This window comes from Mycolicibacterium sp. XJ1819 (assembly GCF_053483675.1).
Genome location: NZ_JBEFST010000008.1, coordinates 94227 through 113733, shown reverse-complemented (window position 1 = coordinate 113733; position 19507 = coordinate 94227). Strand labels below are relative to the sequence as shown.

Sequence of the window (19507 nt, the reverse complement as noted above, 5' to 3'; positions counted from 1 at the left end):
CGAGACGTGCCGGCCAAAGCCTCCGCGACCACACTCGCGACCACCACCTCACGCGAGGACTTCCGCGCGTTGGCCGCCGGGCACCGCGTGGTACCTGTGACCCGCAAGGTGCTCGCCGACAGTGAGACCCCGCTGTCGGCGTATCGCAAACTGGCCGCCAACCGGCCCGGGACGTTCCTGCTGGAGTCCGCCGAGAACGGCCGATCCTGGTCGCGGTGGTCGTTCATCGGCGCGGGGGCGCCCTCGGCGCTGACGGTCCGCGACGGTGAAGCGGTGTGGCTTGGCGCCACGCCCACCGACGCCCCGCAGGGCGGCGACCCGCTGGACGCGCTGCGCACGACGCTGGACCTGTTGCGAACCGAGCCGCTGGCCGGGTTGCCGCCGCTGTCCAGCGGTCTGGTCGGCTTCTTCGCCTACGACATGGTCCGGCGCCTGGAGAGGCTGCCGTCGCTGACGGTGGACGATCTCGGACTGCCCGACATGTTGCTGCTGCTCGCCACCGACATCGCCGCCGTCGACCACCACGAGGGCACGATCACGCTGATCGCCAACGCGGTGAACTGGAACGGCACCGACGAACGGGTCGACTGGGCCTACGACGACGCCGTCAAGCGCCTCGACGTGATGACCGCCGCCCTGTCCGAGCACCTGCCGTCGACGGTGGCGACGTTTTGCAGGCCCGAACCGCTGCACCGCTCGCAGCGCACCGTCGAGGAGTACACGGCGATCGTCGACAAACTCGTCGGCGACATCGAGGCGGGCGAGGCCTTCCAGGTGGTGCCGTCGCAGCGCTTCGAGATGGACACCGACGCCGATCCGATCGACGTGTACCGAATGCTGCGGGTCTCCAACCCCAGCCCGTACATGTACCTGCTCAACGTGCCCGACGCCGCAGGTGGGCTGGATTTCTCGGTCGTGGGCTCCAGCCCCGAGGCGCTGGTGACGGTCAAGGACGGCCGGGCGACCACGCACCCGATCGCCGGGACCCGCTGGCGCGGCGCGACCGAGGAAGAGGACCTGCTGCTGGAGAAGGACCTGCTCGCCGACGAGAAGGAACTCGCCGAGCACCTGATGCTGGTCGATCTCGGCCGCAACGACCTGGGCCGGGTCTGCCAACCGGGCACCGTGCGCGTCGAGGACTACAGCCACATCGAGCGCTACAGCCACGTCATGCACCTGGTGTCGACGGTGACCGGACTGCTCGCCGACGACAAGACCGCGCTGGACGCGGTGACGGCCTGTTTCCCGGCCGGCACGTTGTCAGGGGCGCCGAAGGTCCGCGCGATGGAGTTGATCGAAGAGGTCGAGAAGACCCGCCGCGGGTTGTACGGCGGCGTGCTGGGCTACCTGGACTTCGCGGGCAACGCCGATTTCGCGATCGCCATCCGCACCGCCCTGATGCGCGACGGCACCGCGTACGTGCAGGCCGGTGGCGGCGTGGTGGCCGACTCCAACGGGCCCTACGAGTACACCGAGGCGGCGAACAAGGCACGCGCGGTGCTCAGCGCGATCGCCGCCGCGGAAACGCTGGGTGAGCCGTGATCCGGGCCGCGCAGGGGCTTCTGGTGCTCGCCGCGGCGGCGGTGTGGGTCGCGTCGCGCATGACCTGGGTGGCGGTGACCTCCTTCGACGGGTTGGGCCAACCGAAGACCGTGGCGCTCTCCGGTGCGACGTGGTCGACCGCGCTGATACCGCTGGCGGTGCTGCTGGTTGCCGCGGCTGTGGCGGTGCTGGCCGTTCGTGGCTGGCCGCTTCGGGCGTTGGCGCTGTTGGTGGCCGTGGCCAGCGGAGGAATGGGCTACCTGGCGATCAGCCTGTGGGTGACGCGCGATGTCGCGGTACGCGCGTCCCATCTGGCCGAGGCGCCGGTCGCCGACCTGGTCGGCTCGCAGCGGCACTACGTGGGCGCGGGCATCACCCTGGCCGCCGCGGCGGTCACCCTCGTCGCGGCCGTGCTGCTGATCCGCTCCGCGGTCACGGGGCGCTCGACCGCGCTGCGCTACACCCGTCGCCCAGCTGTGACGACCGAGGAATCCGACGCGACGATGTCAGAGCGAATGCTCTGGGACGCGCTCGACGAAGGCACCGATCCGACCCGGGACCGCAGCGAACCGGACAACAAGGGCCGGTGATCGACGGTGCTGTGGTGGCGGCTACCCTTCGATGAAGATCATCGGGCGGGTTTGGAGAGGAAGCGAGACACATGAGTTCGGCGACCGTGCTCGACTCCATCATCGAAGGAGTCCGTGCCGACGTAGCCGCTCGTGAAGCCGCCATTCCGCTCACCGACATCAAGGAAATGGCCAAGGACGCGCCACCGCCGCTGAACGTGATGGCCGCGCTGCGCGAACCGGGTATCGCGGTGATCGCCGAGGTCAAGCGCGCCAGCCCGTCGCGCGGTGAATTGGCCGCCATCGCCGACCCGGCAGAACTCGCCCGCTCCTACCAGGACGGCGGCGCGCGGATCATCAGCGTGCTCACCGAACAGCGCCGGTTCAACGGTTCGCTCGAGGACCTCGACGCCGTCCGTTCGGTGGTGTCAGTTCCGGTACTGCGCAAGGATTTCATCATCCGGCCGTACCAGATCCACGAATCGCGCGCCCACGGCGCCGACATGTTGCTGTTGATCGTGGCCGCGCTGGAACAACCGGTGCTGGAGTCCCTGTTGGAGCGCACCGAGTCGCTGGGCATGACCGCACTGGTCGAGGTGCACACCGAGGAGGAGGCCGATCGCGCGCTGCAGGCCGGCGCGTCGGTGATCGGTGTCAACGCCAGGGATCTCAAGACACTCAACGTCGATCGGGATTGCTTCGCCCGCATCGCTCCCGGGTTACCGTCGAACGTCATCCGGATCGCGGAATCCGGTGTGCGTGGCCCGGCGGATCTGCTCGCCTATGCCGGTGCCGGCGCAGACGCGGTGCTCGTCGGTGAGGGACTGGTCACCAGTGGTGATCCCCGTGGCGCCGTCGCCGACCTGGTCACCGCGGGCACCCATCCGTCGTGCCCCAAACCCGCGCGCTGAGAAGTGGCCGACCTCACCGGGCCGGAGTTGCCACGTTCGAGCGCGGCCGTGGCAGAACCGACCGCCCACGACCCTGACGAACACGGCCACTTCGGCGTCTACGGAGGACGATTCGTCGCCGAGGCGTTGATGGCGGTGATCGAGGAGGTCACCTCCGCCTACGAGAAGGCCCGCGGCGACCAGACGTTTCTCGACGAGCTCGACCGGCTGCAACGCCACTACAGCGGCCGCCCGTCGCCGCTCTACGAAGCCGAACGGCTGTCCGAACACGCCGGCGGCGCGCGGATCTTCCTGAAGCGAGAAGACCTCAACCACACCGGATCTCACAAGATCAACAACGTGCTGGGCCAGGCGTTGCTCGCACGTCAGATGGGGAAGTCCCGGGTGATCGCCGAGACCGGAGCGGGTCAGCACGGTGTCGCCACGGCGACGGCCTGCGCTCTGCTGGGTCTGGAGTGTGTGATCTACATGGGTGCGGTCGACACCGCGCGCCAGGCGCTCAACGTCGCGCGGATGCGCCTGCTCGGCGCCGAGGTGGTGTCGGTCGAGGCCGGTTCCAAGACGCTCAAGGACGCGATCAACGAGGCGTTTCGCGATTGGGTCACCAACGCGGACAACACCTATTACTGTTTCGGCACCGCGGCGGGACCGCACCCGTTTCCCACCATGGTGCGCGACTTCCAACGGGTCATCGGCCTGGAAGCGCGGGCACAGATCCAGGCGCAGGCAGGCAGGCTGCCCGATGCGGTGACGGCCTGTGTGGGCGGCGGTTCCAATGCCATCGGCATCTTCCACGCGTTCATCGACGACCCGAACGTCCGGTTGATCGGATACGAGGCGGCCGGCGACGGCGTCGAAACCGGTCGTCACGCCGCGACTTTCACCGGCGGATCACCGGGGGCGTTCCAGGGTTCGTTCTCGTACCTGCTCCAGGACGAGGAAGGCCAGACCATCGAATCGCATTCGGTGTCAGCGGGATTGGACTATCCCGGCGTGGGCCCCGAACATGCCCACCTCAAGGACACGGGCCGTGCGCAGTACCGGCCGATCACCGACGCCGAGGCCATGGACGCGTTCGCGCTGTTGTGCCGCACCGAGGGCATCATCCCCGCCATCGAGTCGGCGCACGCGGTCGCAGGCGCGCTGGCGCTCGGGCGCGAGCTCGAAAGCGGTTCGATCATCCTGGTGAACCTGTCCGGGCGCGGTGACAAGGACGTCGAGACCGCGGCCAAGTGGTTCGGGCTGTTGGACGGTGCGTCATGAGTCGCCTCGGGGCGCTGTTCGACGCGTGTCGGGCCGAGGGCCGCTCGGCGCTGATCTGCTATCTGCCGACCGGGTTCCCCGATGTGCCGACGTCGGTCTCGGCGATGACCGCGGCCGTCGAATCCGGTGGCGACGTGATCGAGGTCGGCATTCCTTACTCGGACCCGGGCATGGACGGCCCGACAATCGCGGCGGCCACCGAGTCGGCGCTGCGCGGCGGTGTGCGGGTGCGTGATTCGCTGGCGGCGGTCGAGGCGCTCAGCAGGGCCGGCGGCCGCGCCGTCGTGATGACCTACTGGAACCTGGTGTTGCGGTATGGAGTTGATGCATTCGCCCGCGATCTGGCGGCTGCCGGTGGGCTCGGGATCATCACCCCGGACCTGATCCCTGACGAGGCCGCGGAGTGGATGGCGGCCTCCGAGCAGCACGATCTGGACCGGATTTTTCTGGTGGCGCCCTCATCGACGCCGGAGCGGCTCGCCAAGACGGTCGAGGCGTCCCGCGGATTCGTCTATGCCGCATCGACGATGGGTGTCACCGGAGCACGTGACGCGGTGTCGGACGCAGCGCCGGAACTGGTCCGTCGCGTCAAGGCGATCTCGGACATCCCCGTCGGCGTGGGACTGGGCGTACGGTCGCGTGAACAGGCAGCGCAGATCGGCTCTTACGCGGACGGTGTAATCGTGGGATCGGCGTTGGTTTCGGCGTTGCAGGACGGCATTCCGGCGTTGCGGTCGCTGACCGAGGAACTGGCCGAGGGCGTACGGGAGAGGGTCACCGCGTGACGACATCGGTACTCGCCTACATCCCCAGCCCGTCACAGGGCGTGTGGTACGTCGGCGGGTTTCCGATCCGGGCGTATGCGCTGTTCATCATCGTCGGCATCGTGGCGGCCCTGGTCGTCGGCGACCGCCGGTGGGAGGCCAGGGGCGGCGAACGCGGCGTCATCTACGACATCGCGCTGTGGGCGGTCCCGTTCGGTCTGATCGGTGGGCGGGTCTACCACGTCATCACCGACTGGCCCAAGTACTTCGGGGACGGCGGCGCGGGATTCATCGGCGCGGTGCGGGTGTGGGACGGCGGCCTGGGAATCTGGGGTGCGGTCGCACTGGGCGGTGTCGGGGCGTGGATCGGGTGTCGGCGTGCCGGCATACCACTGCCGGCCTTCGGCGATGCGATAGCGCCGGGAATCGTGCTGGCGCAGGCCATCGGGCGGTTGGGAAACTATTTCAACCAGGAGTTGTACGGGCGCCCGACGACCATGCCGTGGGGCCTGGAGATCTACGAGCGCACCAACGCCAGTGGCGTGGTGAGTCCCGATCTGGCCAACGGTGTGTCGACGGGCCAACTGCATTCGGTCGTGCACCCGACGTTCTTGTACGAATTGTTGTGGAACCTCCTGGTTTTCGCGGTGCTGATCTGGGCCGACCGCCGGTTCAAACTGGGCCACGGCCGGCTGTTCGCGCTGTATGTCGCGGGTTACTGCCTCGGTCGCTTCTGGATCGAGTTGATGCGTGACGACCAGGCCACCCTGATCGCCGACATCCGGGTCAACTCGTTCACGTCGACATTCGTGTTCATCGGCGCAGTGGTTTACCTGATGGTCGCGCCCAAGGGCCGCGAGGACCCGGCCTCGCTCAAGGGCAAACAAGTCGCGGAGGCCGAACCTCAGGAGCGCGCGTCGGTTGAGGACCTCGTCAAGGATCTGAGTGCGGCCGGCTCGTTGGGTGGCGTTGTCGCCGCGGCGAAGGTCGCTGCGGATTCCGATGAAACAGCGGAATCGGAGGCGGCGTCGGAAGCCGAGGCGCTCTCCGTGGACGTCACCGAGGCGCCGGCTGAGGATGCCGACGCCGAGGATGCCGAAGAGGGAGAAGCAGAAGCGCTCGGCGCCGACGTGGCCGGCGTGCCCGCCGACAGCGTCGCCGAAGCAGAGGAGTTCGCCGCCGAAGGTGACGAGGAGCCGGAGTCCGACGTCCCGGAGGCCGCTGCTGAAGCCGAGGCTCTCGCTGAGGATGTGACGGAGGCGCCCGCCGAGGAGATCGCCGAGGCCGAAGAGTTCGCCGCTGCTGGTGAGGAAGCCGAGGCCGAAGAGGCCGTCGAGGCGGAAGCTGAAAGCGAGGCCGAGCCTGCGGGTGGTGTCGGCGCGGTTGAGGGCGAAGAGGCCGTGGAGGCCCAAGAGGGCGCCGCCGAGGCGCATGAGGCTGTAGTCGACGGTGCCGTTGAGGCTGAGGAGACCGCGGCTGAGGTCGCCGCTGAGCAGGCCGATGACGAAGACGCCGGCGCGGACGAGTCTGAGCCTTCCGACGTCGAGGCCGGGCCTGTGGGTGGTGTGGGTGCCGTCGAGGGTGAAGAGGCGGTGGAGGCCCAGGAGGGTGCGGCCGAGGCGCATGAGGCTGCGGTTGAAGGCGCCGCTGAAGCTGAGGAGACCGCGGCTGAGCAGCCTGATGACGCAGACGATGTCGCCGACGAGGGCGAAGAGGCCGACGCCGAGCCTTCCGACGACGAGCAGGCCGATGACGAAATAGCAGTCACCAACGAGGCCGAAGAATCTGGCGACGACGCCGAGCCTGTGGGTGGTGTGGGTGCCGTCGAGGGTGAAGAGGCCGTGGAGGCCCAAGAGGGTGCGGCCGAGGCGCACGAGGCTGCGGTCGAAGGGGTCGCCGACGCCGCTGAGGTCAAGGACGCGGCTGAGGCGGAATCGGCAGAGCCAGAGTCTGGCGGCCGGGTTCGTGGCTGGTTACGGCGCCGACGTAAGGGCTGATCGCTCCGCTCGCGCGACCTGTCGTACCCCGGTGCCACACTAGAACTTATGTTCGACACCGTCGATGACGCGGGGTTGGTCGCCACGATCGAAGAGGCGACCCGCGCCGAGGCTGCCGCGGCCGCGTTGCGGTCGGCGGCGATCGGGGAGTTGGTCAAACGACGGGTTGCCGAGGACGAGGACGACGACCCGCGGGCTCGGTGGGTCTGCGATGTGTGGGATTCGGCGGCAGCCGAAGTAGCTGCGGCGATGAATATCAGCCATCGCAAGGCCTCCGGCCAGATGTTCATGGCTGGAACCCTTCGCGACCGGTTGCCGCGGGTGGCTGCGTTGTTCGCCCGAGGTGAGTTGAGTTCTCGCGTGGTCTCGGCGATCACATTTCGTACCCGTCTGATCACCGACGACCAAATCTGGGCGCTGATCGACGCGGCGCTCGCGGCGCGGGCCCGAAAGTGGGGTCCACTTTCAGACGAAAAATTGACTGCGAGGGTCGACGCACTGGTGGAACGCTTCGACCCCGACGCCGTCATCAAAGCGACCGAGAGTTTGCGCACCAGGAACTTCTGCGTGGGCTCATATGAGGACGAGGCCGGGGTGACGTCAATATGGGGTCGGCTGCTGGCAACCGACGCCGCGGTGCTCGACAAGACGGTGTCGGCGATGGTGGCCGGGGTGTGTGAAAACGATCCGCGGTCGAAGGGCGAGCTTCGCGCGGATGCGTTGGGGGCGATCGCCAACCGCAACTTCCATCTGGCGTGCCGGTGCGGATCCGCCGAATGCCCTAGCGCCAACCAACCCGTGCCGAAGTCGGCGGTGACGGTGCACGTCGTCGCCGACAAGGCCGCGATTGAGGCGGCTGTGGCTGACCGCGGTACAGCGGTCATGGCCGGCAGTCGGGTGGTCCCCTCGGCGTTGTTGAGGGAAATGCTGACCAACGGCGCGCAACTGCAGCCACTATGCGCGCCGCAAGATCCGCCCGAACAGCGCTATCGGCCCTCCGCGAAGTTGGCGCGGTTTGTGCGCATCCGGGATCTGACGTGTCGATTTCCGGGGTGCACCGCGCCCGCGGAACTCTGCGATATCGACCATGTGGTGCCCTATCCAATCGGGGCAACCCACCCATCGAACCTCCTTTGTCTATGCCGTAAACACCACCTGTTGAAAACCTTCTGGGACGGTGACTGGGCGGTTGTGCTGCAGCCCGACGGGACAGCGGCGTGGACCTCGCCGACCGGCCGTACCTACTCGACCCATCCCGGTTGTCGAAGCTTCTTTCCGGGGTGGGATGTCACGACCCCCGAATTACCGCCTCCGCCGCCACAGCCGACATCGGATGTGGATCGTGGCCAGAAAATGCCGTTGCGTCAGCGCACCCGGGCTGCCGAACGCCGCGATCGCATCAAAGCCGAACGTGCACAGAATGATTCGGATCCGCCACCGTTCTGAGGCCTGATCGGCCGCGATCGAGACGGTCGAATACACGGGGGAGGGTGGAGGTACCCGACAAATTTCGGGTTTTCCTCACTGCCTCGCGTGGCACGGTTCTGGCATGCTGGTGTCATGACCGAGCCGCAGTTCGGAGGCAACGAGTACGGAAACCCGCCTCCACCTCCGCCGCCACAGCCGGGCTACCCGCCGCCGCCAGCGGGTCCATATCCGCCTGGCTACGCGGACCCATCGGCTCCATACGGACGGCATCCGGTCACGGGCGAGCCCCTGTCCGACAAGTCCAAGGTCGTCGCCGGCCTGCTACAACTGGTCGGGCTGGTCGGCATTGTGGGCATTGGCCGCATCTATCTCGGCTACACGGGTCTGGGGATCGCGCAACTGGTCGTCGGCCTCGTCACATGCGGCATCGGCGCAGTCATCTGGGGTGTCGTCGATGCGGTGCTGCTGCTGACCGACAAGGTCCGCGACCCGCAGGGACGTCCTCTGCGCGATGGCACCTAGCGCCACCTCCAGCCGCGGACGGCTGTACGGCGCGCTGGGCGCCGGCGCCCTGCTGGTGGGCGGGTTGGCGTATGTCGGTCTCGGCGATCCGCACAGCGCGCGGTTCTTCTTCCCGGCGTGCCCGTTTTACGCCCTGACCGGGTGGTACTGCCCGGGCTGTGGTGGCCTCCGGATGACCCATGACCTGCTGCACGGCGACCTGGCGTCCGCGGTCACCGACAACGTGTTTCTCCTCGTCGCTTTGCCGCTGCTGCTGGTGTGGGTGTTGGTGAGTCGTTATCGAGGCCGGCAAGCGATGACCGCGTCCGCGATTGGTGTGATTCTCGTCGCTGTCGTCGCCTGGACCGTGGCGAGGAACCTCCCGGGGTTCCCACTGGTCCCGACGGTTCTCGGGTGACCGTCAAAAAGCCCGACTGCCAAGCCTTTCCGTCGGCCGGCGCGCGCCGAATCGATCAAGACTATGCTGGTGAGTCGTGAATAGGCGTGGAAAGATCGTCTGCACTCTGGGTCCGGCCACCGCGAGCGACGACGCGGTAAGAGCACTGGTCGAGGCCGGCATGGACGTTGCGAGACTCAACTTCAGCCACGGCGATTACCAAGACCACGAGGCCAACTACAAACGTGTTCGCGCCGCCTCCGACGCCACTGGGCGAGCCGTCGGCATCCTCGCCGACCTGCAGGGTCCCAAAATCCGTCTCGGCCGGTTCGCCGGCGGCCCCACGTTCTGGGCGACCGGTGAGACCGTGCGGATCACCACCGACGACTTCGAAGGCACTCCGGACCGGGTGTCGACCACCTACAAGCGGCTGGTCGACGACGCTGTGCCCGGCGACCGGGTGCTGGTCGACGACGGCAACGTCAGCCTGATCGTCGAACGCATCGAAGGCAGCGACGTCATCTGTACCGTCACCGAGGGCGGCCCGGTCAGCAACAACAAGGGAATGTCGTTGCCCGGCATGAGCGTGTCGGCGCCCGCCCTGTCGGGCAAGGATATTGACGACCTCGAGTTCGCCCTTCGCCTCGGTGTCGACATGATCGCACTGTCGTTTGTCCGCTCACCGGCAGACATCGAACTCGTGCACGAGGTGATGGACCGCATCGGGCGCCGGGTGCCGGTCATCGCCAAACTCGAAAAGCCGGAAGCCATCGACAATCTCGAGGCCATCGTGCTGGCGTTCGACGCCATCATGGTCGCACGCGGCGACCTGGGTGTGGAACTTCCGCTCGAGGAAGTTCCTCTCGTCCAGAAGCGCTCAATCCAAATGGCAAGGGAGAACGCGAAACCGGTCATCGTCGCCACTCAGATGCTTGAGTCGATGATCGAGAACTCCCGGCCGACCCGCGCCGAGGCCTCCGACGTCGCCAACGCGATCCTCGACGGCACCGACGCGGTGATGCTCTCCGGTGAGACGTCGGTCGGCAAGTACCCGCTGGAAGCGGTCAAGACGATGGCCCGCATCATCTCCGCGGTCGAGGAGAACTCGGTGGCGGCCCCGCCGCTCACCCACGTGCCCCGCACCAAACGCGGCGTCATCTCGTATGCGGCCCGCGACATCGGCGAGCGACTCGACGCCAAGGCCCTGGTGGCCTACACCCAGTCCGGCGACACCGTGCGCCGGCTGTCGAGGCTGCATACCCCGCTACCGCTGCTCGCGTTCACCTCGCTGCCCGAGGTGCGTAGTCAGCTCGCCCTGAGTTGGGGCACCGAGACGTTCATCGTGCCCCACATCCAAACCACCGACGGAATGATCAGACAGGTGGACAACTCGCTGCTGGAGCTCGGCCGGTACAAGCGCGGCGACCTGGTGGTCGTCATCGCCGGCATTCCGCCTGGCACAGTAGGCTCCACGAATCTGATCCATGTGCACCGGATCGGGGAGGACGACGTATAGGAGGTCGCGTGTGGACTCAGATCTAGAGGAACTGCTGGGGATCCTGGACCTGCGTAAAACCGGCGACGACCTCTACCTGGGCTCGCACCCGAGCAAGAACCCGGTGCGCACATTCGGCGGCCAGATGATGGCACAGGCGTTCATGGCGGCAAGCCGCAGCCTCGAGCACGACCTGCCGCCGAGCGCACTGTCGGCGCACTTCATCGCGGGGGGTGACCCGGAGAAGGACCTGGAGTTCCACGTCGTTCGACTGCGCGACGAGCGCCGGTTCGCCAACCGCCGGGTCGACGTCATGCAGAACGGCGAGTTGTTGACCACCGCGATGGTGTCCTACCTGTCGGGTGGCCGCAGCCTCGAGCACGAGATCGCTCCGCCCGAGTTGCCCGGCCCGCTGACGGTGCCGCCGGTCGACGACCTGCTGCGCGGGTACGAGGACGTCGTCCCGCATTTCGTCAACGCCCTTCGCCCGATCGACTGGCGCTACACCAACGACCCGACCTGGGTGATGCGCGACAAGGGCGACACCCTCACCTACAACCGGGTGTGGATGAAGGCGCAGGGGCCGATGCCCGACGACCGGGCCGTGCACGCCGCGGCCCTGGTCTACTCGTCGGACACCACGGTGCTCGACTCGATCATCACCACCCACGGCCTGTCGTGGGGGTTCGACCGCATCTTCGCGGTCACCACCAACCACTCGGTGTGGTTTCACCGTCCGGTGCAGTTCGACGACTGGGTGCTGTACTCGACCACCTCCCCGGTGGCCGCCGACTCCCGCGGCCTGGGCACCGGACACTTCTTCGACCAGTCCGGTCACCTGGTGGCCACCGTCGTGCAGGAAGGCATCGTCAAGTACTTCCCTGCCGCCAAATCCCGCTAGCGGGTAGGCGAAATGGTGATCGAGAACTGGTCCTCGACACGGTCGCGGAACTGATCGGCACACTGCTGGATGGCCTGCTGGTCGGTGCCCGCCCGCGACATACAGTCCAAATAGTCGGTGCCGCCCGCCTCGCCGAATCCCCAGACCAGTAATCCGATGACGACGATCGCCTCGATGATGCTGAGCAACCCGAGCACGATGCCCGCGATCGCCATCCCGCCGTTGGTGGCCTCGCCGCGCTTGGCCCGTTGCCAGCCCAAGAACCCGAGGATGATCGCGACGACGCCCAGCACGATGCCGCCGACGAGCGACAACAGCGCGACGATCGCGACGACCAGTGCCGCGATACCCAGACCGTTTTTCGGCACGGTGGTCGGCGGGGGCGGCGCATATCCGGCGTAGGGCTGGGGCGGAGGCGGCGGATAACCCCCGTACCCCGGCGGTGGCGGCGGCGCCGGTGGCGGTGGCGGTGCAGATGGTGGCGTCTCGGGCTTGTCCGGTTCGCTCATGCGGGTGAGGTTACTCGCCCCGCAGGTAACAGGACCGTAGGACAATCAAGGTCGTCGGGCAGGTGATGGGTGGCGACGACGACGGTGCGATCGGCGGAGAAAAGGCCGCCCGGGGTGAGCAGTTCGGTCAACATTCGCTGTCCGTCGGCGGCGTCGAGATGCTCGGTCGGTTCGTCGAGTAACACGGTCGACGCCGGCGAGATCAGGGCCCGCGCCAACAGCAGACGCCGGCGCTGGCCCGCGGAGACCGCCGCCGGCCCGCCGACCAGCACCGTGGACAACCCGTCCGGCAGTGAGTCGAGCCAACTCGTCAGGCCTACCTTGTCCAGCGCATCGCGTAGTTCGGCGTCCTCTGCGTCGCCGCGCGCCACCAACAGGTTGTCCCGCACCGTGGTGGAGAACAGGTGCGCATCCTCGGGGAAGAACGCCGCGTCTGCGGCCCTCTCCTCGGGCAGCAAGCCGGCCAGTGTCATCAGCAGTGTGGTCTTCCCGGATCCGCTCGGTCCGGTGACGGCCAGTCGCGCACCGGGTTCGAGGTGAATGGGCGGGACAAACGGCCGTCGCGCGTCCTCGTCGTCGGCGGTGGTGAGGTCGTGGATGCGACGCGCCGCGAGACGCGACCGGGCCAGCTGAACCGCGGCGCCCGGAAGTGCGGTCGTGGCTTCGAAGGCGGACAGCGGCAACAACATCAGGATCGCCACGGTGGTCGGTGCGACGGAGGAGGCCAGCGCGACCCCGGCGACGACGGCCCCGAGCACGCTGACCCCGATCGCGGCGGTCGGCGCCGCCGCTGCCAGGGCTGCCGGCGCCGCGGCCCGGTCGAGAGCGTGGCCCCAGCGGCGTTGCTCACGGTCGGCGTCGTCGAGCACGTCGTCGAGCCGGTCGTTGACGCGCAACTCCGGCGCGTGCTCGAGCAAGATCATCGCCGCCGTATCACGTTGGGAATGATGTTGTGCGGCCAGCAGTTCGGCGGCGGTTGCGGCCCGCGCGCCGAGATGGGGCGCGGCCACCCCGGCCACCAGCAGGCACAGCGCCAGCACCGCCGCGGCGGCGGGTGAGATGACCGCGATGACGGCCACCGACGACACGCCGAGGATCGTGGCGACCGCGATCGGCACGACCGCGCGCACCAGCACCTCGGACAACTCGTCGACCGAGGCTCCGGCATCGCTCACCAACTGGCCGGTGTGCCGGCGCATGACCGCATCGATGGGGCCGGTCGCCAATCGCGAGTACAGGCGTTCGCGAACGTCGGCGGCGGCGCGCAGGGCGGTGTCGTGAGAGGCGAGTCGCTCGCAGTATCCGAAGACCGCGCGCGAGATGGCCAGTGCGCGCACCGACACCGCGGCGACGGTGAGGTGCAGCACCGGTGGCATCTGCCACGCCCTGGTGATCAGCCAGGCCGAGACCCCGGTCAGTGCAAGGGCGCTGCCCAGCGCCAACACCCCGAACAGGATCGCCAGCAGCAATCGGGGAAGTCGCGGCCGCAGAAGCTCAAGCATCGATGCGCTCCACCCGGTCGCCGATGGCCAGCACCGGTTCTCGGTGCCCGACGACGATGACGGTCGCACCGTCGGCCGCACGCTGTGCGATGGCACGCAGCACCTGCTCTTCGGTCTCCGCATCCAGGTGGGCGGTGGGCTCGTCGAGCAACAGCACATCCGCGGATGCGCCCAGTACGCGGGCCAGTCCGAGGCGCTGGCGTTGCCCCAGTGACAGGCCGACGCCGCCGCGGCCGAGCACAGTCTGCAGTCCGTCGGGTAACTCCGCGAGTACTTCGTCGAAACATGCGGCGCGGCAGGCGGCGTCGAGGTCGCCGAGCGGCCCGAACAGCTCGAGGTTCTCGCGTACCGTACCGGGTATCAGCATCGGTCGATGCGGCAGCCAGGCCACCCGGTGCCACCAGGTCTGGTGATTCGCGCCGGGCTCGTTGAGACCCAGAATATCGTGCAGGAGTGTGGATTTGCCGACACCGTTGGGACCGGCGATCACGGTGACCCGGCCCGGTTCGGCAATGTCCGCCACCGGCACGGGCGGCGTGCCGGTCACGGACTCTCGGTCGTCGATCAACGCGAACGCCTTGTCTGCGGCGGCTTTCCCATCCTGTGCGGCATGAAATGCGACACCTACCCGGCGCAGCGGCCAGAACACCTCCGGAGCCAGCAGCAGTGCGGTGAGCCCGGCCGTCAACGTCATGTCGCCATACACCAGGCGCAGCCCGACCCCCACGGCGACCAGTGCGACGCCGAGGGTCGCCAACAGTTCCATCACAAACGACGACAGAAAGGCAATGCGCAGGGTGGCCATCGTGGAACGGCGGTGTGCGGCACTGAGTTCGGTGATTCGGGTGGCCGACCCACCGACCCGGCGTAGCGCGCGCAGCGTGGGCAGGCCGGCGATCAGGTCCAGCAGGCGCGACTGCAGCGTGCTCATCGCCTGCAGCGCCGCGGCTGAGCGCTCCGCGGTGGTCAGGCCGATCAGTGCCATGAAGATGGGGATGAGCGGTAACGCGATCACGACGACGACCGCCGAGCGCCAGTCGACGAGGGCGATGACGGCGACGGCGGCGGGGGTGAGAATGACCGCCAGCAGCAGCGCGGGCAGATAGTTGGTGAAATACAGCCGCAGGCCGTCGAGACCGCGGGTGACCAAAACCGCGGCGTCGTCGCGCCGTTGGGCCAGTTGCCGCGGCGGCAGCACGGCCGTGGCGGTCAACACCTGACGGTTCAGGTCGGCGATCACCCCGCTGGCGCCTCGCTGGGCCAGCCTGCCCTGCTGCCAGTGGGCCACCGTGCGAACGGACCAGAGCAGCACCAGCAACATCAGCGACACCGAGACGGCGTCGAGGCTGCGTGCGGCGGGGTCGGTGATCACCCGCGCGACGACGTCGGCCAGCACCACTGCCGACGCGATCGTGCAGGCGGCGATCACCACCCCGCATGCCGTTGTCGCCGCGAGGAAGCGGCGCATCGCGCTCGATGCGCGCCACAGGCGCGGGTCGACGGGGCCGCGGGGGTCGCTGCTCAGGACGGCTGCCTCGTCAGTCCGACCGAGGGCGGGATGGCGTCGGCGGTGATCCTGCGGCGAAACACCCAGTACGTCCAGGCCTGATATCCGATGACGAGGGGCAGCAGCGTCAGCGCGGCCCACGACATGATGCCCAGCGTGTACGGCGTCGACGAACCGTTGTAGATGGTGACGCTCCAGTCGGGGTTCAACGTGGAGGGCAACAGGTTTGGATACATCGAGCCGAACAGCAGCACCACCACGGCCGCCACGACGATCACCGTCGAGAAGAACGCCCAGCCTTCGCGGCGGCGGACCCACACCAGCGCCACCGCGGTCAGCAGCGCGGCCACCGCGACGCCGAGCGCCGCCCACGTCCACGCCGTGCCGTGGGCCAGTTGCGTCCACAGTCCGAACCCGCCGGCGAAGACGACCACGACCGGCGACAGGGCACGGCCGAACCGGAAGGCGTCGTCGCGCACCGGGCCGGAGGTCTTGAGTGCGACGAATACCGCGCCGTAGAAGGCGAACAGCGACGCCGTGGCCAACCCGCCGAGCAGCGTGTAACCGTTCAGCACGTCGCCGAACGAGGGGTGAGCCCGGCCGTCGGCGTCGATGGGCAGGCCCCGCAGCAGGACCGCGAACGCCACGCCCCACAGCACCGCGGGCAGCCAGGACCCGAGCGCGATACCCGCATCGGCCCATCGGCGCCAGCGCGGATCGTCGATCTTGCCCCGCCACTCGATGCCGACGATGCGCAGGATCATCCCGAACAGGATCGCCAGCAGCGGCAGATACAGCGCCGAGAACGTGGTGGCGTACCAGTTCGGAAACGCCGCGAACATCGACGCGCCCGCGGTGATCAACCACACCTCGTTGGCGTCCCACACCGGTCCGATGGTGTTCAGTACCGCTCGGCGGCGTTGTTCGGGGTCACCCTCACCGGCGGCGCCCAGCGGTGCCATCAGCATGCCGACGCCGAAGTCGAATCCCTCGAGGATCAAGAACCCGAGGAACAGTGCGGCGATCAGAAGAAACCACAACTCTTGCAGGCCCATCACATCTCCTAGTACGCGAAGGACAGCGGAGCGACGTCGTCTTCGTCGGGTGAGGGCGGCGGCACCGGTTCGGCGTCGTGTTCCTGGGGCCCTTCGACCACGTACCGGCGCATCAGCCAGAACCAGATCACCGCCAGAACGCCGTAGACCAGCGTGAAGACCGCAAGCGAGAACAGCACCGTGCCCGGTGCGTGCCCGGACACGCCCTCCTGCACCGTCATCCGGACCAACTGGTCACCGGTGGGGTTGGGCACGACGACCCAGGGTTGCCTGCCCATTTCGGTGAACACCCAGCCCGCCGAGTTGGCCAGGAACGGCGTGGGCAGCGTGACCAGGCCGAACCAGCCGAACCAGCGCTGATCGGGGACCCTTCCCCGGCGGGTCAGCCACAGTGCGGTGAGGGCGAACGCCACCGGCACCAGCAGTAGCCCGATCATCGCGCGGAACGACCAGTAGGTGACGAACAGGTTGGGCCGGTAGTCACCCGGGCCGAACCGCTCCTGATACTGCTGCTGCAGGTCGTTGACCCCCTCCAGGGTCACCCCGCTGAACGTGCCCTCGGCCAGGAACGGCAACACGTAGGGCACCTCGATGAGGTGCATGACGCTGTCGCAGTTGTTCTGGGTGCCGACGGTCAGGATCGAGAATTTCGGATCGGTTTCGGTGTCGCACAAGGACTCTGCGGACGCCATCTTCATCGGCTGCTGCTCGAACATCAGCTTGCCCTGGATGTCGCCGGTGAAGAACAACCCGGCCGCGGCGGCCAGCGCGACCAGGCTGCCCGCGATCGTGGCGGGCCGGTACATGGCGGCCCCGAACTCGGTCTCGTCGGCTCGCCGGTGCGAGCGCACCATCAACCACGCGCACACGCCCGCGACGAAAGCACCTGCGGTGAGGAAGGATCCGCACACCGCGTGCAAAAATGCCCAGATCGCGGTGTTGTTGGTCAGCAGTGCGCCGAAGTCGACCAGCTCCGCACGGCCGGTCTGCGGGTTGAACTCCGCGCCGACCGGGTGCTGCATGAACGAGTTCGCCGCGATGATGAAGTACGCCGAGGCGTTGACCGCGAACGCGACGATCCAGATGCACGCGAGGTGCACGAGCCGCGGCAGTCGGGTCCAGCCGAAGATCCACAGGCCGATGAACGTCGACTCGAAGAAGAACGCGACCAGACCCTCGAACGCCAGCGGCGCGCCGAAGATGTCACCGACGAACCGCGAGTACTCGCTCCAGTTCATCCCGAACTGGAATTCCTGAACCACGCCGGTGGCCACGCCGAGCGCGAAGTTGATCAGGAACAGCTTGCCGAAGAACCGCGTCAGCCGGTACCAGACGGGGTTGTCGGTGACCACCCAGGCGGTCTGGAACGCCGCGATCAGGGGCGCCAACCCGATGGTCAGCGGCACAAAGATGAAGTGGTAGACGGTGGTGATACCGAACTGCCACCGCGAGACGTCTACGACATCCATGCGCCGCTCCCACCTCTCGGAAAACTTACCTACGACGCATTGTAGTAGTTACTCGGCCGGTGTGGTTTCCTCGGCGGGCTTTTCCGCGGGAGCGCTCGGTGTCGTCGGGACGGTCGAGGACTTGCGGATGCCGAACGCGGCCACCACCTCGAACACCCCGAGCACGATCAGCCAGATGCCCACGACCAGGGTCAGCACCGCCAGCGACTCGAACGGCGACGCCAGGATCACGACGCCTGCGATCAGGCTGATCACCCCGATGAAGATCTCCCAGGCCCGGCCGGGCAGCGTGGTGTCGCTGATCGCCGACACCGCGGTGGCCACCCCTCGGAAGATGAAGCCGACGCCGATCCAGATCGCGAGCAGCAGGATCGATTCCTGCAGGCTGCGGAAGCACAACACGGCCAGGATCAGCGCGGCCGCACCGCTGATGAACAGCAGCACCCGACTGCCGGCCGAAACGTGCAGGCTGAACGCGAAAATCACCTGAGCGATGCCGGTCACCAACAGATAGGCGCCGAAGAAGATGGCCGCGATGATGACGGTGATCCCCGGCCAGGCCAGCACCAGCACACCGAGGATGACGGCGAGGATTCCGGACAGCAGCGTGGACTTCCACAGATGACGCAACAAGCTTGGGGGAGCGGGTGTTTCCATGCCCGAAGTGTGTCATAAATGCGCCCGACCTGGTGGATTTCGCGTTACCGCTGTGATGTTTCACCGTGGTCGTTAATGTTCCGTTACCGGCTGGGATCGGCCCATGCAGAAAGTAGAGGCAACCGTGTTCAGACGTCAGAACCGTCGGACGCCTGTGTGGCGCATCACGATGGTGATCGCCGCGTGCGGCGCGCTGGCCTTGTCGGGGTGTGCGAGCGGAACCGATGCGGGAGACTCGGAGACCGAGACCTCGGCGGTGTCGGCGGAGAAGGTGGAGGAGATCGCCAACACCGTGCCCGAGGCCATCAAGTCGGCGGGCAAACTGGTGGTCGGCGTCAACATCCCGTACCCCCCGAATGAGTTCAAGGATCCCAGCGGCAAGATCGTCGGCTTCGACGTCGACCTGATGAACGCGATCGCGGGCACGCTGGGCCTGACCCCGGACTACCGCGAAGCCGATTTCGCCAAGATCATCCCGTCGATTCAGGGCGGCACCTACGACGTCGGCATGTCGTCGTTCACCGACACCAAGGAGCGGGAGAACTCGGTCGACTTCGTCACCTACTTCAGCGCGGGCATTCTGTGGGCCCAGCGGCCCGGCGCGCCGATCGACCCGAACAACGCGTGCGGCAAACGGGTCGCGGTGCAGGCCACCACGACCGAGCAAACCGAGGAGTTGCCCGCCAAGAGCAAGGCGTGCACGGACGCCGGCAAACCGGCCATCGAGATCGTGTCGTTCGACGGGCAGGACGCCGCCACCAACGCGGTCGTTCTCGGCCAGGTCGACGCGATGTCGGCGGATTCGCCGGTGACCGCCTATGCCATCAAGCAGAGCAACGGCAAGCTCGAGGGCGCGGGGGAGATCTTCGACGCGGCGCCCTACGGGTGGCCGGTGAAGAAGGGGTCGCCGCTGGCGCAGTCGCTGAAGATGGCGCTGGAGCATCTCATCGAGACCGGTAAGTACAAGGAAATCGCCAGCAACTGGGGTGTCGAACGCGGAATGATCGACAAACCGGTCATCAACGGCGCGATCAACTGAC

Annotated in this window: 18 protein-coding genes; 12 read left to right on the top strand and 6 right to left on the bottom strand. The window is 67.6% G+C overall.

Going from position 1 to position 19507, the window contains the following annotated elements:
* Nucleotides 1–6 precede the first annotated feature (6 nt).
* The 11 genes from ABQE89_RS10545 (at nucleotide 7) to ABQE89_RS10495 (ending at nucleotide 11768) form a co-directional block, all read left to right on the top strand.
* Entirely contained in the window at nucleotides 7–1542 is a 1536-nt protein-coding gene (locus tag ABQE89_RS10545) for an anthranilate synthase component I (RefSeq protein WP_448416272.1), read from the top strand.
* Nucleotides 1539–2132: a TIGR02234 family membrane protein gene (locus ABQE89_RS10540; RefSeq protein ID WP_448416271.1), complete on the top strand. Its 594-nt coding sequence runs from the start codon at nucleotides 1539–1541 to the stop codon at nucleotides 2130–2132. Before ABQE89_RS10545 ends, ABQE89_RS10540 begins: the two co-directional genes overlap by 4 nt.
* 71 nt (nucleotides 2133–2203) lie before the next feature.
* The gene (gene trpC / locus ABQE89_RS10535; protein WP_448416270.1) at nucleotides 2204–3022 is read left to right on the top strand and encodes an indole-3-glycerol phosphate synthase TrpC; all 819 of its coding nucleotides are present in this window, start codon (nucleotides 2204–2206) and stop codon (nucleotides 3020–3022) included.
* A 3-nt stretch (nucleotides 3023–3025) separates the two neighbouring features.
* The gene (gene trpB / locus ABQE89_RS10530) at nucleotides 3026–4285 is read left to right on the top strand and encodes a tryptophan synthase subunit beta (protein ID WP_448416269.1); all 1260 of its coding nucleotides are present in this window, start codon (nucleotides 3026–3028) and stop codon (nucleotides 4283–4285) included.
* Entirely contained in the window at nucleotides 4282–5070 is a 789-nt protein-coding gene (trpA, locus tag ABQE89_RS10525) for a tryptophan synthase subunit alpha (RefSeq protein ID WP_448416268.1), read from the top strand. Before trpB ends, trpA begins: the two co-directional genes overlap by 4 nt.
* Nucleotides 5067–7046, top strand: coding sequence for a prolipoprotein diacylglyceryl transferase (lgt, locus tag ABQE89_RS10520; protein ID WP_448416267.1), 1980 nt, complete (start codon nucleotides 5067–5069; stop codon nucleotides 7044–7046). Before trpA ends, lgt begins: the two co-directional genes overlap by 4 nt.
* Nucleotides 7047–7094: 48 nt before the next feature.
* Nucleotides 7095–8492, top strand: coding sequence for an HNH endonuclease signature motif containing protein (locus ABQE89_RS10515; protein ID WP_448416266.1), 1398 nt, complete (start codon nucleotides 7095–7097; stop codon nucleotides 8490–8492).
* Between the two features lie 114 nt (nucleotides 8493–8606).
* Nucleotides 8607–8996, top strand: a complete 390-nt coding sequence (locus ABQE89_RS10510) for a TM2 domain-containing protein (RefSeq protein ID WP_448416265.1) — start codon at nucleotides 8607–8609, stop codon at nucleotides 8994–8996.
* On the top strand, nucleotides 8986–9393 hold the full coding sequence (locus ABQE89_RS10505) for a DUF2752 domain-containing protein (protein WP_448416264.1): 408 nt from the start codon (nucleotides 8986–8988) through the stop codon (nucleotides 9391–9393). Before ABQE89_RS10510 ends, ABQE89_RS10505 begins: the two co-directional genes overlap by 11 nt.
* 76 nt (nucleotides 9394–9469) lie before the next feature.
* On the top strand, nucleotides 9470–10888 hold the full coding sequence (gene pyk / locus ABQE89_RS10500) for a pyruvate kinase (protein WP_448416263.1): 1419 nt from the start codon (nucleotides 9470–9472) through the stop codon (nucleotides 10886–10888).
* Between the two features lie 10 nt (nucleotides 10889–10898).
* On the top strand, nucleotides 10899–11768 hold the full coding sequence (locus tag ABQE89_RS10495; RefSeq protein ID WP_448416262.1) for an acyl-CoA thioesterase II: 870 nt from the start codon (nucleotides 10899–10901) through the stop codon (nucleotides 11766–11768).
* Here the strand turns inward: ABQE89_RS10495 and ABQE89_RS10490 are convergent.
* From ABQE89_RS10490 to ABQE89_RS10465, 6 genes are read right to left on the bottom strand one after another with little or no spacing between them, the layout of a single operon-like run.
* Nucleotides 11765–12277 (bottom strand): DUF4190 domain-containing protein, encoded by a 513-nt coding sequence (locus ABQE89_RS10490; protein WP_448416261.1) that lies wholly within the window; start codon nucleotides 12275–12277, stop codon nucleotides 11765–11767. The two genes, ABQE89_RS10495 and ABQE89_RS10490, sit on opposite strands and share 4 nt — an antisense overlap.
* Nucleotides 12274–13779, bottom strand: a complete 1506-nt coding sequence (locus ABQE89_RS10485; protein WP_448416260.1) for an ATP-binding cassette domain-containing protein — start codon at nucleotides 13777–13779, stop codon at nucleotides 12274–12276. Before ABQE89_RS10485 ends, ABQE89_RS10490 begins: the two co-directional genes overlap by 4 nt.
* On the bottom strand, nucleotides 13772–15247 hold the full coding sequence (locus ABQE89_RS10480) for an ABC transporter ATP-binding protein/permease (RefSeq protein WP_448416259.1): 1476 nt from the start codon (nucleotides 15245–15247) through the stop codon (nucleotides 13772–13774). Before ABQE89_RS10480 ends, ABQE89_RS10485 begins: the two co-directional genes overlap by 8 nt.
* Nucleotides 15248–15300: 53 nt before the next feature.
* Nucleotides 15301–16341, bottom strand: coding sequence for a cytochrome d ubiquinol oxidase subunit II (cydB, locus tag ABQE89_RS10475; protein ID WP_448416258.1), 1041 nt, complete (start codon nucleotides 16339–16341; stop codon nucleotides 15301–15303).
* 8 nt (nucleotides 16342–16349) lie between these two features.
* Nucleotides 16350–17810 carry a cytochrome ubiquinol oxidase subunit I gene (locus ABQE89_RS10470; protein ID WP_448416257.1) on the bottom strand — a complete coding sequence of 487 codons (1461 nt, stop codon included), beginning with the start codon at nucleotides 17808–17810 and terminating at the stop codon, nucleotides 16350–16352.
* A gap of 48 nt (nucleotides 17811–17858) precedes the next feature.
* Nucleotides 17859–18467 carry an HdeD family acid-resistance protein gene (locus tag ABQE89_RS10465; protein WP_448416256.1) on the bottom strand — a complete coding sequence of 203 codons (609 nt, stop codon included), beginning with the start codon at nucleotides 18465–18467 and terminating at the stop codon, nucleotides 17859–17861.
* A gap of 103 nt (nucleotides 18468–18570) precedes the next feature.
* Between ABQE89_RS10465 and ABQE89_RS10460 the strand changes: the two genes are divergently transcribed.
* On the top strand, nucleotides 18571–19506 hold the full coding sequence (locus ABQE89_RS10460; RefSeq protein WP_448416255.1) for an ABC transporter substrate-binding protein: 936 nt from the start codon (nucleotides 18571–18573) through the stop codon (nucleotides 19504–19506).
* The last annotated feature ends 1 nt before the right edge of the window (nucleotide 19507 follow it).

Bases quoted from the DNA above. Each gene is read 5' to 3' on its own strand.
- trpC (WP_448416270.1), top strand. From the start codon at position 2,204: ATGAGTTCGGCGACCGTGCTCGACTCCATCATCGAAGGAGTCCGTGCC.
- trpA (WP_448416268.1), top strand. From the start codon at position 4,282: ATGAGTCGCCTCGGGGCGCTGTTCGACGCGTGTCGGGCCGAGGGCCGC.
- ABQE89_RS10515 (WP_448416266.1), top strand. From the start codon at position 7,095: ATGTTCGACACCGTCGATGACGCGGGGTTGGTCGCCACGATCGAAGAG.
- ABQE89_RS10510 (WP_448416265.1), top strand. From the start codon at position 8,607: ATGACCGAGCCGCAGTTCGGAGGCAACGAGTACGGAAACCCGCCTCCA.
- ABQE89_RS10505 (WP_448416264.1), top strand. From the start codon at position 8,986: ATGGCACCTAGCGCCACCTCCAGCCGCGGACGGCTGTACGGCGCGCTG.
- ABQE89_RS10490 (WP_448416261.1), bottom strand. From the start codon at position 12,277: ATGAGCGAACCGGACAAGCCCGAGACGCCACCATCTGCACCGCCACCG.
- ABQE89_RS10485 (WP_448416260.1), bottom strand. From the start codon at position 13,779: ATGCTTGAGCTTCTGCGGCCGCGACTTCCCCGATTGCTGCTGGCGATC.
- ABQE89_RS10480 (WP_448416259.1), bottom strand. From the start codon at position 15,247: ATGCGCCGCTTCCTCGCGGCGACAACGGCATGCGGGGTGGTGATCGCC.
- cydB (WP_448416258.1), bottom strand. From the start codon at position 16,341: ATGGGCCTGCAAGAGTTGTGGTTTCTTCTGATCGCCGCACTGTTCCTC.
- ABQE89_RS10470 (WP_448416257.1), bottom strand. From the start codon at position 17,810: ATGGATGTCGTAGACGTCTCGCGGTGGCAGTTCGGTATCACCACCGTC.
- ABQE89_RS10465 (WP_448416256.1), bottom strand. From the start codon at position 18,467: ATGGAAACACCCGCTCCCCCAAGCTTGTTGCGTCATCTGTGGAAGTCC.
- ABQE89_RS10460 (WP_448416255.1), top strand. From the start codon at position 18,571: ATGCAGAAAGTAGAGGCAACCGTGTTCAGACGTCAGAACCGTCGGACG.